We start from the raw sequence: 15,067 nt of genomic DNA, 5'->3' as shown, positions 1-15,067 counted from the left end.
TTTACCGTTGTCGGTTTGGTCTGGGCAATATTGTGTTCGTTGTGGGGGGGGTGGGTGGTGTTGCGGGGGTTCGGGCGGGTGGGGGGGGGGGGCTGCGTCGCGGGTTTGGGGGGGTGGGGGCGGGGGTGGGGTTTTGGGTTTGGGGGGTTTTTTTTTTTTTTATCTTCGACGGGCCGTCCGCCCCCCTCATCCCGGGGGCCCCCCCCATCCCGTTGCGGGGGGGGGGGGGCCGCGCCGGTTTGGCGTACTTCACAAGATTTGCCCCATTCACTCCCTATCCTGGCCGCACTATGGTCCGGCAACTCGGCGAACTTGAGAACGCCATCATGACCCGGGTGTGGCAGTGGAACCGACCGGTCACGGTTCGCGAGGTTCTCCTGGATCTGCGGTCGGAACGCGAAATCGCGTACACCACGGTGATGACCGTCCTGGACAAGCTCCACAGAAAGGGCTGGCTGCGCCGCGAGCGGGTCGGCCGGGCCTATCGATATGAACCGGTCTCCTCGCGTGAGGCGTACACGGCGGCACTGATGAACGACGCCTGGGCCACCAGCGACAATCCGGCGGCGGCCCTGGTGCACTTCTTCGGCCTGATGTCCCCCGAGCAACGCGAAGCGCTCCGGGACGCCTTGCGGGTGGCCGCTCTGTTCCCGCCCGATCCGACCGGGGCGGATTCCGCGGACGACGGACCCGATACCGGTGCGACGGAACCGGGAGCGGCGCGATAACGTCCGGGACCATGGAGGTCACCATCCGCCGGGCGCGGACCACGGACGTGCGGGCAGTGCGCAGGCTCATCGACACCTACTCGCTCGACGGCATTCTGCTGGACAAGCCCACAGTCACACTGTTCGAATCCGTCCAGGAGTTCTGGGTCGCGGAACGCGACGACAACGGCGTGGTGGTGGCCTGCGGCGCGCTGCACGTGATGTGGGAGGACCTCGCCGAGGTCCGCACGCTCGCGGTGGATCCGGTCGTCCGGGGCACCGGGATCGGGCACCTGCTGTTGGAGAAGCTGGTGCAGACGGCACGCTGGCTGGGCGTCCGTCGGATTTTCTGCTTGACGTTCGAGGTCGCGTTCTTCGCGAAACACGGTTTCGTCGAGATCGGCGAGCTCCAGGAAACCGATGATGGTACGACAGACCCGGCGGCGATCGCTACGGATGTCTATGAAGAACTCCTCCGCTCGTACGATGAAGGCGTCGCCGAGTTCCTCGACCTGGAGCGGGTGAAGCCCAACACACTGGGCAACTCGCGCATGCTGCTGCACCTCTGAGCCGCTCCACCCGGGTCAAGGGTTTGTGTTTTCCGGAGAAAGGCGCTTTCCTTTCCTTAGGCAATGGGTCGTTTAGCGGAAAGGGAAGCCCGTGGCACAGAGGGTGCAGGTCATTCTTGAAGACGATCTCGACGGCGGTTCGGCGGACGAGACGGTGACGTTCGCGCTCGACGGCGTTGCCTACGAGATCGACCTGAAGAGCGCCAACGCGGACAAGCTGCGCGGTCTGCTGGCGCCGTACGTGGAGAAGGGCCGCAAGCAGAGCGGCCGGCTCGCCGGTGCCCGTCGTCCGGGCCGCAGCGCCGCGGCGCGGCCGTCCGGCGGCGGTGCCCCGGACACCGCCAAGATCCGCGCGTGGGCCAAGGAGCAGGGCCTGGAGGTCAACGACCGCGGCCGCGTTCCGAGCAACGTCCGCGAGGCCTACGAGAAGGCCAACGCGTCCTGATCCCGGCACCGCAGGCCCGCCGGAGCGGGTGCGGGGCCCCGGCGGCCGGAGGCGGCGCCGCCATCACACGCACGGGGCGCGGAGGAGTCTCCTCCGCGCCCCGCGGCGCGTGCCCGCTGGGCCGCGGTACCGGGGGCCTGCGGGGCGCAGGCTCGGGCACGGGCTCGGGCGGCGGAACAATCACGGGCTGTGCAACGCTGTAAGGGCGAAGCGGTAACGAGGACACCCGGGACGGCGTACCCGGCCCCGGCCGCCGTTGAACCGCCGTCACCACGGCCCGACTTCTCGCCAGGCGAACACCGCCACCGCGGAAACTGCGCGAGAACCGCCCCGATACCGGGTATGAATGCAGGTGGACGGGTTCTTCGGCCCGTCCAGGGGCAGTATGTGCGACCGGCCTGACGGTTCCGGCCGCGCCCCGGCGGCGCGTGTTCGCCGATGGCGTAGCGGAATCCGGTGCATCCGGCCCGCCTGCGGGAACACCGTTTCCCAGCATCAGGTTGGGATTGGTGTCGGCTGGTCGCGCAGCATCTCGCTCCTCTACCGGGGAGTGAATCCGTGGGCCGCGCCGCTGAGCGGGACTAGCATGCGGAAGGACAGGGCGGGGACGGACCCCGAACTGCCCGACCGCTCTGAGGAGCGATAAACGATGTTCGAGAGGTTCACCGACCGCGCGCGGCGGGTTGTCGTCCTGGCTCAGGAAGAAGCCCGGATGCTCAACCACAACTACATCGGCACCGAGCACATCCTCCTGGGTCTGATCCACGAGGGCGAGGGCGTCGCCGCCAAGGCCCTGGAGAGCCTCGGGATTTCTCTTGAGGCCGTTCGCCAGCAGGTCGAGGAGATCATCGGCCAGGGCCAGCAGGCCCCGTCCGGTCACATTCCCTTCACCCCCCGGGCGAAGAAGGTGCTGGAGCTGTCGCTCCGCGAGGCCCTTCAGCTCGGCCACAACTACATCGGCACCGAGCACATCCTGCTCGGCCTGATCCGCGAGGGCGAGGGCGTCGCCGCCCAGGTCCTGGTGAAGCTGGGCGCCGACCTCAACCGGGTGCGCCAGCAGGTCATCCAGCTGCTCTCCGGCTACCAGACCGGCGGCGGCAAGGAGTCGGCCACGGCCGGCGGGCCCGCCGAGGGCACCCCGTCGACCTCCCTGGTCCTGGACCAGTTCGGCCGCAACCTCACCCAGGCCGCCCGCGAGGCCAAGCTCGACCCGGTCATCGGGCGCGAGAAGGAGATCGAGCGGGTCATGCAGGTGCTGTCCCGCCGCACCAAGAACAACCCGGTGCTGATCGGTGAGCCCGGCGTCGGCAAGACCGCCGTGGTCGAGGGCCTGGCCCAGGCGATCGTCAAGGGCGAGGTCCCGGAGACGCTCAAGGACAAGCAGCTCTACACGCTGGACCTGGGCGCCCTGGTGGCCGGCTCGCGCTACCGCGGTGACTTCGAGGAGCGCCTGAAGAAGGTGCTCAAGGAGATCCGCACCCGCGGCGACATCATCCTGTTCATCGACGAGCTGCACACCCTGGTCGGCGCGGGCGCCGCCGAGGGCGCCATCGACGCCGCCAGCATCCTCAAGCCGATGCTGGCCCGCGGCGAGCTGCAGACCATCGGTGCCACCACCCTGGACGAGTACCGCAAGCACCTGGAGAAGGACGCCGCGCTGGAGCGCCGCTTCCAGCCGATCCAGGTCGCCGAGCCCTCGCTGCCGCACACCATCGAGATCCTCAAGGGTCTGCGCGACCGCTACGAGGCCCACCACCGGGTCTCCATCACGGACGCCGCCCTGGTCGCCGCCGCCACCCTGGCCGACCGGTACATCTCGGACCGCTTCCTGCCGGACAAGGCGATCGACCTGATCGACGAGGCCGGCTCCCGGATGCGCATCCGCCGGATGACCGCGCCGCCGGACCTGCGCGAGTTCGACGAGAAGATCGCCGACGTGCGCCGCGAGAAGGAGAGCGCGATCGACGCGCAGGACTTCGAGAAGGCCGCGTCCCTGCGCGACGACGAGAAGCAGCTCCTGCAGGCCAAGGCCAAGCGCGAGAAGGAGTGGAAGGCCGGCGACATGGACGTCGTCGCGGAGGTCAACGAGGAGCTCATCGCCGAGGTCCTGGCCACCGCCACCGGCATCCCGGTCTTCAAGCTGACCGAGGAGGAGACGTCCCGCCTGCTGCGCATGGAGGACGAGCTGCACAAGCGCGTCATCGGCCAGAAGGACGCCATCAAGGCGCTCTCCCAGGCGATCCGGCGCACCCGTGCGGGCCTCAAGGACCCGAAGCGCCCCGGCGGTTCGTTCATCTTCGCCGGCCCGTCCGGCGTCGGTAAGACCGAGCTGTCCAAGACGCTGGCGGAGTTCCTCTTCGGCGACGAGGACGCGCTGATCGCGCTCGACATGTCCGAGTTCTCCGAGAAGCACACCGTCTCCCGGCTGTTCGGCTCCCCGCCCGGCTACGTGGGCTACGAGGAGGGCGGCCAGCTGACCGAGAAGGTCCGCCGCAAGCCGTTCTCCGTCGTCCTCTTCGACGAGGTCGAGAAGGCCCACCCGGACATCTTCAACTCGCTGCTGCAGATCCTGGAGGACGGTCGCCTGACCGACTCCCAGGGCCGCGTGGTCGACTTCAAGAACACCGTCATCATCATGACGACCAACCTCGGCACCCGGGACATCTCCAAGGGCTTCAACCTGGGCTTCGCGGCCACGGGTGACACCCAGACCGGGTACGAGCGGATGAAGGCGAAGGTCGGCGAGGAGCTCAAGCAGCACTTCCGCCCCGAGTTCCTGAACCGCGTCGACGACATCGTGGTGTTCCACCAGCTGTCCGAGGACGACATCATCCAGATCGTCGACCTCATGATCGACAAGGTGGACGAGCGGCTCAAGGACAAGGACATGGGCCTGGAGCTCAGCGTCGAGGCCAAGAAGCTGCTGGCCAAGCGCGGCTACGACCCGATCCTGGGTGCCCGTCCGCTGCGCCGCACCATCCAGCGCGAGATCGAGGACCACCTCTCCGAGAAGATCCTCTTCGGTGAGCTGCGGGCCGGCCACATCGTCGTCGTCGACGTCGACGGTGAGGGCAAGGAGGCCAAGTTCACCTTCCGCGGCGAGGAGAAGTCGGCCGTCGCGGACACCCCGGCCGCGGTCGCCTCGTCCGGTCCGGACCTGACGAAGTAGCCCAACTTTTAACAGACAACTTCACAGCCACCGAGCCCCCGGCGTTCGCGCCGGGGGCTCGGTGCGTTCCGGCCCCTCCGCGGTCGGCACCGGTACGGACCGGGACGGCGGCTTCCGCATGGGCTGGTACGGGTGCGCTCGGTTTCTCAGCGAGCTTTAACCAACATACGGTTGACAGATGGTCAGGTGATAGGGAGTCGCGGAGCATAGCGCCGTGACCATGTCACGGTCAAGGTCTATCTTTTCTGTGCACGCTTGTATCAAATGACGTCCACCTGTCTTTCATTTTGGTTTGCCGGGCTTTGGCCAAGAGCTGGGCCCCGGTCGGGGAGGACGTCACAACGTTGAAGAGCACCAGGAGAACCGCTGCGGCTGCCACGGCCGCAGCGGTCATAGTCACGCTCGGCGCGGGCCTGTTCCCGGGCACCGCCGTCGCCGCCGGCTCGGCCCCGGTCCCGCGGGACCCGGCCGAGGCCGTCCAGAACACCGAGCACAACCTTCCGGGCCCGCTGACCGCGAAGGTGGAGGCGGAGCAGAAGGCCGCCACCGAGAAGCTGCTCAACGGCACCGCCGAGGTCGAGCAGCACAACGGCAGCACCAGCGTGAAGCTCGGCAAGGACAAGTACGTGGAGCTCGCCCGCGAGCGCACGGACAAGATCTTCACCATCCTGGTCGACTTCGGTGACCAGGTGGACAACACCACCAAGACGCCGGACGGCAAGGTCAAGTACGGCGGCGAGGCCGGCCCCAAGCACAACGAGATCGAGAAGCCGGACCCGGCCACCAACAACTCGACCCAGTGGCAGGCCGACTACAACCAGCAGCACTACCAGGACCTGTACTTCGCCAAGGACAAGCCCTCGCTGAAGACCTACTACGAGAAGCAGTCCTCGGGCCGCTACTCGGTCGACGGCGTGGTCCAGGACTGGGTCCGCGTCCCGTGGAACGAGGCCCGGTACGGCTCCGACTACTGCGGCTCCAACGTCTGCGCCAGCGCCCAGGACCTGATCCGCGACGCCGTGGACATCTGGTACAAGGACCAGCAGGCCAAGGGTCAGACCGAGGCGCAGATCAAGGCGACCCTGGCCTCGTACGACCAGTGGGACCGCTACGGTTCGCACCACGACGGGAACTTCAACCAGCCCGACGGGTACATCGACCACTTCCAGATCGTGCACGCCGGCGAGGACAAGTCGGCCGGTGGCGGCAAGCAGGGCACCAAGGCCCTGTGGGCGCACCGCTCGTACGTCTACGGCAACCTGCAGGGCTCGGCCGGTCCCGAGGGCAACAAGCTCGGCGGCGTCCAGGTCGGCAGCAGCGGCCTGTGGATCGGCGACTACACGATGCAGCCCGAGAACGGCGGCCTCGGCGTCTTCGCCCACGAGTACGGCCACGACCTCGGTCTGCCGGACCTCTACGACACCGCCGGCAAGGGCATCGACAACTCGGTCGGCTTCTGGTCGCTGATGTCCTCCGGTTCCTGGCTCGGCGAGGGCAAGAACAGCATCGGCGACATGCCGAACGACCTCGACGGCTGGAGCAAGTACCAGCTCGGCTGGCTGAAGGTGGACCGCGCCAAGGCCGGCACCGAGTCGACCCACCACATCGGCCCGGCGGAGTACAACAGCAACCTGCCGCAGGGTCTGATCGTCGACCTGCCGAAGAAGAGCATCACCACCGAGATCAACAAGCCGTTCGGCGGCACCGGTGAGTGGTGGAGCGGCAGCGCCGACAACCTGAACGTCACGCTCACCCGCGACATCGACCTGACCGGCAAGGCCAAGGCCAGCATCAACGCCAAGGCCTGGTACGAGCTGGAGCAGGACTTCGACTACGCGTTCGGCGAGGTCTCCACCGACGGCGGCAAGAACTGGACCGTCGTGGACGGCACCTGGAACGGCACCGCCCTGCCGCGCGAGAACGGCCGTCCGGCCCTCAGCGGCCAGGTGGCCGCCTGGGGCGACCTGTCGTTCAACCTGGACGCCTTCGCGGGCCAGAAGATCAAGTTCCGCTACCGCCACACCAGCGACGGCGGCCTGCACTTCCGCGGCCTGACCCTGGACAACGTCGCGGTCGTCGCCGACGGCGCCACCGTGTTCAGCGACGACGTCGAGAACGGTGACAACGGCTGGGTGGCCGACGGGTTCTCCCGCTTCAGCGGCTCGTACACCAAGGACTACGCGCAGTACTACATCGCGGAGAACCGGCAGTACGTGTCCTTCGACCAGACCCTGAAGACCGGCCCGTACAACTTCGGCTTCGCCGACAAGCCGGGCTGGGTCGAGCACTACTCGTACCAGCCCGGCCTGCTGATCTGGTTCTGGGACGAGTCGCAGACCGACAACAACGTCAGCGCCCACCCGGGCCACGGCCTGGTCCTGCCGGTCGACTCGCACCCGACTCCGCTGAAGTGGTCCGACGGCGCCCTGATGAAGCCGCGCGTCCAGGGCTTCGACTCCACCTTCGGTTCCCGTCGCGTCTCCCCGCTGACCCTGCACAAGGCCGGCGTCGAGACCGTCATCCCGAAGGCCAAGGGCGTCGACGAGTTCAACGACCTGAAGTCGTGGTGGAGCAAGGACAACCAGTACGCCGGTGTCGACGTCCCGAAGACGGGCACCAGCATCGAGGTCGAGAACGAGTCCTCGAACTACCTGGAGACCTGGATCCGGGTCCGCCCGGTCGACAACTGATCGTCACCCCCCGGGTAGCGATCGGCCTGTGACCAGGCAGCTCTGACAACTCCACGTCCGGCCCGTCCCCGCAACGCGCGGGGGCGGGCCGGACGCTTTGTCAGGCCCGGACGGCCGCCAGCCGGTCCAGGAAGGCGGCGGCCGCCACCGTGACGTCCGCGGCGGTCCAGTCGAGGGCGGGCGCCGCGACCGTGACCTCGGTCATCGACAGCCCGGGCGGCCCGCCCGCGCGCCAGGCGCCGAACAGCCCGATCCCGGTGTCCTCGGCCAGCCCCAGTCCGGCCTCCTCCAACTCGCCGACCGGGTGCGGCAGCCAGAGCTGGAACTGGTGGGTGTGCGGCGGAGCCGGGTGCACCCGGGCGCCGGGGACGGCGGCGAACGCCCGGGCCAGCGCCGCGGCGACCGTCCGGGCGTGCGCCACGTACCCGGGCAGCCGCGGCAGTTCGCGCTCCAGTCCGGTCAGCGCGGCCAGCGCGAACGGCCACTGCTGGTAGAGCTGCCCGCCGTAGCGGTGCCGCCAGGCCCGGGCGGTGCGGACGAAGCCGCCCGGACCCGCCAGCGCGGCGCCGCTGATCCCGCCGAGCGTCTTGTAGAAGGAGACGTAGACCGAGTCGGCCAGGGCGACGACCTCCGGCAGCGGCCGGCCGAGGGCGACCGCGGACTCCCAGATCCGGGCGCCGTCCAGGTGCAGCGCCGCACCGTGCTCCTCCCGCACCACCGCGGCCAGCTCCACCAGCTCCGCCCAGCCCGGCAGCACGAACCCGGCGTCGCGCAGCGGCAGCTCCAGGCTGAGCGCGGCGTACGGCTCGTCCAGGGCGCGCAGCTCCTCGGCGGTGGGCTGGCGCGGCTCGGTCGTCGGCCAGAGGCTGCGCAGGCCGGACAGGACACCGAGCGCGTGCCGCTCGTGCCGGTCGGTGTGGGCCAGCGGGTGAGTGACGACGGTGCGCGGGCCGGCCGCCTCGGCGTGGATCCGCAGGGCGATCTGCTGAGCCATGGTGCCGGTCGGGAAGAAGGCCGCGTCCTCGGTGCCGAGCAGCTCGGCGACCCGGTGCTCCAGGGTGCGGACCACGCCGTCGCCGTACTGGTCCGGGCGGCCGTCCAGGTCGGGGACGACGTCCGGCCCGGGAGCGGCGTCCGAGCCGGGAGCGGCGTCCGGCCCGGGGCCGGCGTCCGGGAGCGGGCCGGCCAGGTCGGCGAGGCGTTCGCGGATGCTCTGCGGCCGGACGCCGGACAGCAGCCGCTCGCAGCCGCGCAGGGCGGCGAAGCGGCGGTCCGGCAGGCTCGGGCGGTCACTGGCGTCGGGGTCTTCGCTCCTGTTGCCATACATGGCTCGATGGTGCCGCAGCGGGCCGGACCGGTCAGCGGTCCGCACGAAAGCGGTTCGAGCCCGCCAAACCCGGGCCGCGCGTGGCGCTGGTCACAGGCCCGCGGCCCGGTACGACCGACGGTAGTAGCGCGCCGGGGGAACCGACGGGCGCGCCGGAGCGGACCTGGACGATCGGATCTCATGATCGGTACTCCATCGGTTTGAATCTCCGGCGCCACGCCGACTACACGCCGTAGTACGTCACCCCGTTTGGGACTCCGCTCGGTGACCGTTACACCTGAGTGGTCCCCCGCTCAGCACGCGCCCGAACGGGCCCTTCGTGCTGCCCTCGTACGACCCGTGAGGTACGGCAAGCGATGTCCAACGTCCCGCCCTTGGCGCCGGCCCTGCGCCGGCTCGCCGCCCGTGCGGCGGCCCAGGCCGCGGCCTGGCAGCCCCGGCTCGACCACGCCGTCCGTACCCACGCCGCACCGCTGCACACACTCGCCGCCCGTGCGGCGGCCCAGGCCGCGGCCTGGCAGCCCCGGCTCGACCACGCCGTCCGCACCCACGCCGCGCCGCTGCACACACTCGCCGCCCGTGCGGCGGCCCAGGCCGCGGCCTGGCAGCCCCGGCTCGACCACGCCGTCCGCACCCACGCCGCACCGCTGCGCACGCTCGGATCGCCCCGGCACACCACGCTGCCCGGCAGCCGGCAGCGGGCCGAGCACGACCACGCGCTGGTCTCGGCCGGAGCGGCCGCCGTGCTGCTCGCCGGCGTGCTGCTGGTCGCCACCCCGGGCTCGGCCTCGGCGCAGACCGTGCTGCCCACCACCCCGGGCAGCTCGGCCTTCACCGTGCCGACGGTGGACGTGCCGAGCGCGGGGCTGGTCCAGGTGACCGGACCCAGCGCGTACAAGCTGCCCGACGACGGCGACTCCGCGCAGCAGTCCGTGGCCGTGGCGGCCAACCTGCTGCCGTTCGACCCGCCGGCACCGGAACCGGCACCGGAACCGGAACCGGACGTCGCCGCCGAGCCGGCTCCCGAGCCCGGACCCGCGCCCGATCCCGGGCCGGCCCCGGCTCCCGGATGGTCGGCGCCGGTGCCGAACGCACCGACCAGCAACCCGTACGGGAAGCCCAACCGCAGCTACGCGGCCGGGTACCACACCGGGGTGGACTTCGCGGTCGCCCCGGGCACGCCGCTGCTGGCGGTCGGCGACGCGACCGTGGTGTCGGCCGGCTGGGACGGCGCGTACGGCAAGGAAGTCGTGCTGCGGCTGGCGGACGGGCACTTCGCGCAGTACGCCCACATGTCCTCGGTCGCCGTCTCGGCCGGCGGGCGGGTGTCCGCGGGCGAGCGGATCGGCATGTCCGGGAGCACCGGCAATTCGACCGGGCCGCACCTGCACTTCGAGATCCGCACCAGCAACCGCTACGGCGCGGTGGTCAACCCGATCGCCTACCTCGCGGGGCACGGCGTCACGAACTTCTGAGCCGCCCTGCGGCGCTCAGCCGGCGCCGGGCGCGGGGTGGCTGATCCGGGCGCCGATCTCCAGCGCGATGTCCCGGGCCGCGCCGATCGCCTCGTCCAGGTCGGCGGGGGGCAGCCGCTCGCCCCACACGTTCGGGGCGTGACCGCAGTCCGCGTTGTCCTGCTTGACCAGGAACAGCGACGAATGGACGGTGAACAGCGCCATCGCGGCCCGCAGCCGGTCGTGGAAGTCCGCGTCCGGCCCGTGCACCAGCTGCATCATGGTGATCATGCGATCCCTGAAGGCCAGCCCGGCCGGGGACTCGCGCAGCGCGGGCTGGTTCTCGTGGAAGAAGCGCAGCAACGGGGCCCGCTCGGCCATCCCGTCCGCGAAGCGGCGGATCAGCTCGTCGCGCACCTCCGGGCTCCAGACCTGCTGGCGGCCCCACGCGACGGTCTCGTCGATCGGCGCGGCCATCCGCTCGACGATGCCCAGGACGATGTCGTCCTTGGTCTTGAAGTGGTAGTAGAGCGCGGCCTTGGTGACACCCAGGCGGTCGGCGATCTCGCGCAGTGAGGTCTGCTCGTAGCCCTGCTCGGAGAAGAGCTCCAGCGACACCTCGATGATGCGAGCCCGGGTGTCGCTGCGGGGGCTGTGCGGAGTGCCCATGGCCTGCCTCATGACTGCGTCGGTGACTACTGCGGACCCCGGGACGGCGGCCGCCCCGGACTCATTCTCCCTGCCCAGAAGGCCGGTCGGGAAACTGGCTTGACGACCGGCTAGTAAACAACCTACCGTGCCGACGGTCGATAAACTAGCCGGGCGACAAGTAAGTGAGCCGCCGCACGGCACGACGCTCCGTCCGAACCACGCTCCGGGAGACCCCACCTCATGTCACAGTCCAAGACCGCCGGCCCGGTACCGGAGGACAAGACGGCCGAGGAGGAGCAACCGCGGTCGCCCCGCGAGATCCGCCTCGTGATGGTCGGTCTGGTCGTCACCATGCTGCTGGCCATGCTCGACAACCTGATCGTCGGCACCGCGATGCCGACCATCGTCCACGACCTCGGCGGCGGCGAGCACCTGTCCTGGGTGGTCACCGCCTACACCCTGGCCACCGCCGCCTCCACCCCGGTCTGGGGCAAGCTCGGCGACATGTACGGCCGCAAGGGCACCTTCCTCACCTCGATCGTGATCTTCCTGGTGGGCTCGGCGCTGTCCGGCCTGGCGCAGAACATGAACGAGCTGATCGGCTTCCGCGCCGTGCAGGGCCTGGGCGCCGGCGGTCTGATGGTCGGCGTCATGTCGATCATGGGCGCGCTCGTCCCGCCGCGCGACCGCGGCAAGTACCAGGGCATGTTCGCCGCGGTGATGGCCCTCGCCACCATCGGCGGCCCGCTGGCCGGCGGCTTCATCACCGACCACCTGAGCTGGCACTGGACCTTCTACATCAACCTGCCGCTCGGCGTGATCGCGCTCGCCGTGGTCGTCGTCACCCTGAAGCTGCCGAAGGTCCGCAACACCGCCAAGATCGACTACGCGGGCGTCGTGCTGCTCACCACCGGCATCACCTCGCTGGTGCTGATCACCACCTGGGGCGGCCAGCAGTACGCCTGGGGCTCCAAGGAGATCCTGGGCCTGACCGCGCTCGCCGCCGCCTCGCTGATCGCCTTCTGCTACGTGGAGCAGCGGGCCGAGGAGCCGATGCTCCCGCTCAGCCTGTTCCGGAACCTGAACTTCACCCTGGTCTCGATCATCGGCTTCATCGTCGGCTTCGTGATGTTCGGCTCGACCGTCTTCCTGCCGCTCTACCAGCAGACGGTCCAGGGCGCCTCGGCGACCAACTCCGGTCTGCTGCTGATGCCGATGATGTTCGGCATGCTGATCGTCTCGCTGGTGGTCGGCCAGGCCGTCACCAAGACCGGCAAGTACCGGATCTACCCGATCATCGGCACCGTCGTGATGACCGCCGGCCTGATCCTGCTCTCCACCATGGGCATCGGGACCAGCAGGTTCACCTCGGCCTGCTGGATGGTCGTGCTCGGCGCCGGCATGGGCTTCCTGATGCAGATCACCATGCTGGTCGCGCAGAACAGCGTCGAGCTCAAGGACATGGGCGTGGCCAGCTCCACCGCCACCCTGTTCCGCACCATCGGCGGCTCCTTCGGTGTCGCGCTGTTCGGCGCGCTGTTCAACAACCGGGTGACCGACACCATGGCGGAGATGCTGGCCGGGAAGCCGATGCCCCCGGGCGGCATGAAGGACCCGCAGCAGAGCAGCCTGGAGGAGTTGCACAAGCTGCCGGACTACGTCCAGGACGCCTACAACCACGCGGTGTCCAACGGCATGCACACCGTCTTCCTGTGGGGCGCCGGGGTGGCCGTGATCGCGATCGCCGCGGCGGTGTTCCTCCGCGAGGTGCCGCTGCGCGGGACCGGCAAGGGCGAGAAGCCGGCCGAGTCCTCGCTGGAGGCGGCGGCCGTCTGATGGTCCCGCCCGTACGGCGCCCCCGGGAGGTTCGTCCTCCCGGGGGCGCCGTCGTGTTCCGCCGCTTACTGGGGCAGCCGGTAGACGCCCTGCTCGACCGGCTCGACCAGGCCGTCCGCCACCAGGCCGTCCAGCGCCCGGGCCCGCTGCACCGCGTCCGGCCAGACCGCGTCCAGCCGGGCCTGCGGCACCGTCCCGTGCGCCTCGCGCAGCACCGCGAGCAGCTTGCCGCGCACCTGGCGGTCCGTCCCCTCGTAGGACTGACCGCGCCGGGCCGGGCCCTCGTACGGCGGGCGGCCGGCCCGCTGCCAGGCGCAGGCGGTGAACAGCGGGCAGTCCCCGCACTCCGGGCCGCGCGCGGTGCAGACCAGCGCGCCCAGCTCCATCACGCCGACCGCCCAGGTGGCCGCCGTCTCCGCGTCGTCCGGCAGCAGCGCGGTGGCGGTGCGGCGCTCGGCCGCGGTGGTCGCCTGGGGCGGGTACTCGACCCCGGTCACCGCGCGGGCGAAGACCCGGCGGACGTTGGTGTCCAGCACCACGTGCCGCTGGCGGAAGGCGAAGGAGGCGACGGCGGCGGCGGTGTACTCCCCCACCCCGGGCAGCGAGAGCAGCGTGGCGTGGTCGTCCGGGACCTCGCCGCCGTGCTCCTCGGTGATCGCCACCGCGGCCGCGTGCAGGCGCAGCGCCCGGCGCGGGTAGCCCAGCCGGCCCCACATCCGGACCGCCTCGCCGGACGGCTCGGCGGCGAGGGCGGCCGGGGTCGGCCAGCGGGTGAGCCAGGCCTCCCAGGCGGGCAGCACGCGCTTGACCGGGGTCTGCTGGAGCATGAACTCGCTCACCATGACCGCCCAGGGCGTCGCGTCGGGGGTCCGCCAGGGCAGGTCCCGCTTGCTCGCCTCGTACCAGTCCAGGACGGTCGAGTGGAACAGCGGCAGGGGCATCGGCAGCCGGGCGGCGTCGGCGGCGGAGACAGGGACGGAGGGGGTGGTGATGGCAGTCATGGCCCTTCGATCCTCCCATGCCCGCCGACCGGGCCGAAGTGGATCGGGCCACTCCGGATCCTCCCGGGGAAGCTCCGGAAATCGTCCGATTGGAGCTCGCTCGAACGGATCAAATGGCGGATCATGTGAAGGAAGGGGCGACTGTGCGGTGTTGGTGAGTCAATCGCCACACACAGTCTCGTAGAGTTTGATCGTGCCTTCTCTGCGTCAACCCGTCGGACCACTGCCGGCCTCGATCTACTGGCGTCGGCGCATCGTCGTGCTCGTCGCCGCCGCGGCGGTCGTCGCCCTGATCGCCTGGCTGATGATCGACCCGGGCGGGGGCGGTGACGGCGACTCACCGGGCAACGCCGCACAGGCCGTTCCGTCCCAGTCCCAGAACCAGACCCCGGCCCAGGCCATCACGCCCGGCGCCTCCCCGAGCGGCCCCGCGGCACGCCCTGGCGGCGGCACCGGCGGCCCGGTGGCGGGCGGCGGCGGCACCGAGGTCAACCTCAGCGGCGGCACCGGCACCGGCGGCGCCAACCCGGCCCCCGGAGGCGGCGCAGCGCCGGCGACCGGCGGCGGTACGGGCGGCGGCACGGCCGGCGGCGGCACGGGCGGTGCTCCGGCCGTGAACACCCCCGAGATCATGGCGCTGCCGGTCTGCGCCTCCTCGCAGGTGGCGCTGGAGCTGGCCGGCACCCAGAACTCGTACCAGCCCAAGGACAAGCCCCGGCTGGCCCTGACGGTCAAGAACTCCTCCGGCACCAACTGCCGGGTGGACCTGGGCCGCACCGCCTCCGTGATCACGGTGAGCGGAAGCACCAACGACCGGGTCTGGTCCTCCGGTGACTGCCCGGCCGACAAGGGCAACATCTGGGTGCAGCTCGGCGCGAACGGCAGCCAGACCGAGACCTTCACCTGGGACCGCAGCCGCAGCAAGCCGCAGTGCGCGACCGCCGACCAGACGCCGCCGCCGAGCGGCACCTACGTGGTGCTCGCGGAGCTCACCGGGCTCTCCGGGGACAAGGTCTCGGCGCGGGCCTCGATCCGACTGGACAGCTGAGAACCGGTCAACTTTTCCTGGAGCCCCCGGCCGCGCGGCGGCCGGGGCTCCGTCGCGTCCGGGGGCGGGTTCGGTGCGGTGCTCCGCGGTGCTCCGCGCTTCGGCGCGGCACGGCTCCCGTTCGGTGCGGCTCCGGTTCGTGCGGACGTGCGACGGCCCCCGGGGAGGTC

At 70.5% G+C, this 15,067-nt stretch carries 11 protein-coding genes; 8 read left to right on the top strand and 3 right to left on the bottom strand.

All coding sequences use genetic code 11. The features are described from left to right. Positions 1 to 290 precede the first annotated feature (290 nt). The 5 genes from ACWGKU_RS36930 to ACWGKU_RS36910 all read left to right on the top strand — a co-directional run bounded on the left by ACWGKU_RS36930 (position 291) and on the right by ACWGKU_RS36910 (position 7,580). A complete protein-coding gene (locus ACWGKU_RS36930) occupies positions 291 to 728 on the top strand; it encodes a BlaI/MecI/CopY family transcriptional regulator (protein WP_359910476.1) in 438 nt (145 codons plus the stop codon). An 11-nt stretch (positions 729 to 739) separates the two neighbouring features. Further along, the gene (locus ACWGKU_RS36925) at positions 740 to 1,276 is read left to right on the top strand and encodes an amino-acid N-acetyltransferase (protein WP_452178831.1); all 537 of its coding nucleotides are present in this window, start codon (positions 740 to 742) and stop codon (positions 1,274 to 1,276) included. Positions 1,277 to 1,367: 91 nt separating this feature from the next. Beyond that, on the top strand, positions 1,368 to 1,721 hold the full coding sequence (locus tag ACWGKU_RS36920; protein ID WP_359910471.1) for a histone-like nucleoid-structuring protein Lsr2: 354 nt from the start codon (positions 1,368 to 1,370) through the stop codon (positions 1,719 to 1,721). Between the two features lie 649 nt (positions 1,722 to 2,370). Beyond that, entirely contained in the window at positions 2,371 to 4,890 is a 2,520-nt protein-coding gene (locus tag ACWGKU_RS36915; RefSeq protein ID WP_359910468.1) for an ATP-dependent Clp protease ATP-binding subunit, read from the top strand. A gap of 344 nt (positions 4,891 to 5,234) precedes the next feature. After that, positions 5,235 to 7,580: an immune inhibitor A domain-containing protein gene (locus ACWGKU_RS36910; RefSeq protein ID WP_452178830.1), complete on the top strand. Its 2,346-nt coding sequence runs from the start codon at positions 5,235 to 5,237 to the stop codon at positions 7,578 to 7,580. Positions 7,581 to 7,680: 100 nt separating this feature from the next. On the opposite strand, the gene ACWGKU_RS36905 is transcribed toward ACWGKU_RS36910, so the two are convergent. Further along, a complete protein-coding gene (locus tag ACWGKU_RS36905; RefSeq protein ID WP_452178829.1) occupies positions 7,681 to 8,907 on the bottom strand; it encodes a threonine aldolase family protein in 1,227 nt (408 codons plus the stop codon). Between the two features lie 356 nt (positions 8,908 to 9,263). Here ACWGKU_RS36905 and ACWGKU_RS36900 point away from each other — a divergent pair, with 356 nt between their 5' ends. Continuing rightward, a complete protein-coding gene (locus ACWGKU_RS36900) occupies positions 9,264 to 10,382 on the top strand; it encodes a M23 family metallopeptidase (RefSeq protein ID WP_452178828.1) in 1,119 nt (372 codons plus the stop codon). A gap of 15 nt (positions 10,383 to 10,397) precedes the next feature. Here the strand turns inward: ACWGKU_RS36900 and ACWGKU_RS36895 are convergent, their stop codons facing one another. Further along, positions 10,398 to 11,030 carry a TetR/AcrR family transcriptional regulator gene (locus ACWGKU_RS36895; protein WP_380542235.1) on the bottom strand — a complete coding sequence of 211 codons (633 nt, stop codon included), beginning with the start codon at positions 11,028 to 11,030 and terminating at the stop codon, positions 10,398 to 10,400. A gap of 222 nt (positions 11,031 to 11,252) precedes the next feature. Between ACWGKU_RS36895 and ACWGKU_RS36890 the strand changes: the two genes are divergently transcribed. Beyond that, positions 11,253 to 12,848: an MDR family MFS transporter gene (locus ACWGKU_RS36890; RefSeq protein ID WP_401045238.1), complete on the top strand. Its 1,596-nt coding sequence runs from the start codon at positions 11,253 to 11,255 to the stop codon at positions 12,846 to 12,848. A gap of 65 nt (positions 12,849 to 12,913) precedes the next feature. Here ACWGKU_RS36890 and ACWGKU_RS36885 read toward each other — a convergent pair whose 3' ends face one another. Continuing rightward, positions 12,914 to 13,849 (bottom strand): HhH-GPD family protein, encoded by a 936-nt coding sequence (locus ACWGKU_RS36885; RefSeq protein WP_401045241.1) that lies wholly within the window; start codon positions 13,847 to 13,849, stop codon positions 12,914 to 12,916. Between the two features lie 193 nt (positions 13,850 to 14,042). On the opposite strand from ACWGKU_RS36885, the gene ACWGKU_RS36880 reads away from it, so the two are divergent. Beyond that, positions 14,043 to 14,897, top strand: coding sequence for a hypothetical protein (locus tag ACWGKU_RS36880; RefSeq protein WP_452178827.1), 855 nt, complete (start codon positions 14,043 to 14,045; stop codon positions 14,895 to 14,897). The last annotated feature ends 170 nt before the right edge of the window (positions 14,898 to 15,067 follow it).

This window comes from Kitasatospora sp. NPDC054768 (genome assembly GCF_053612025.1).
The sequence above is the reverse complement of the archived record's forward strand: the minus strand, read 5'-3'. Positions and strand labels throughout refer to the sequence as shown.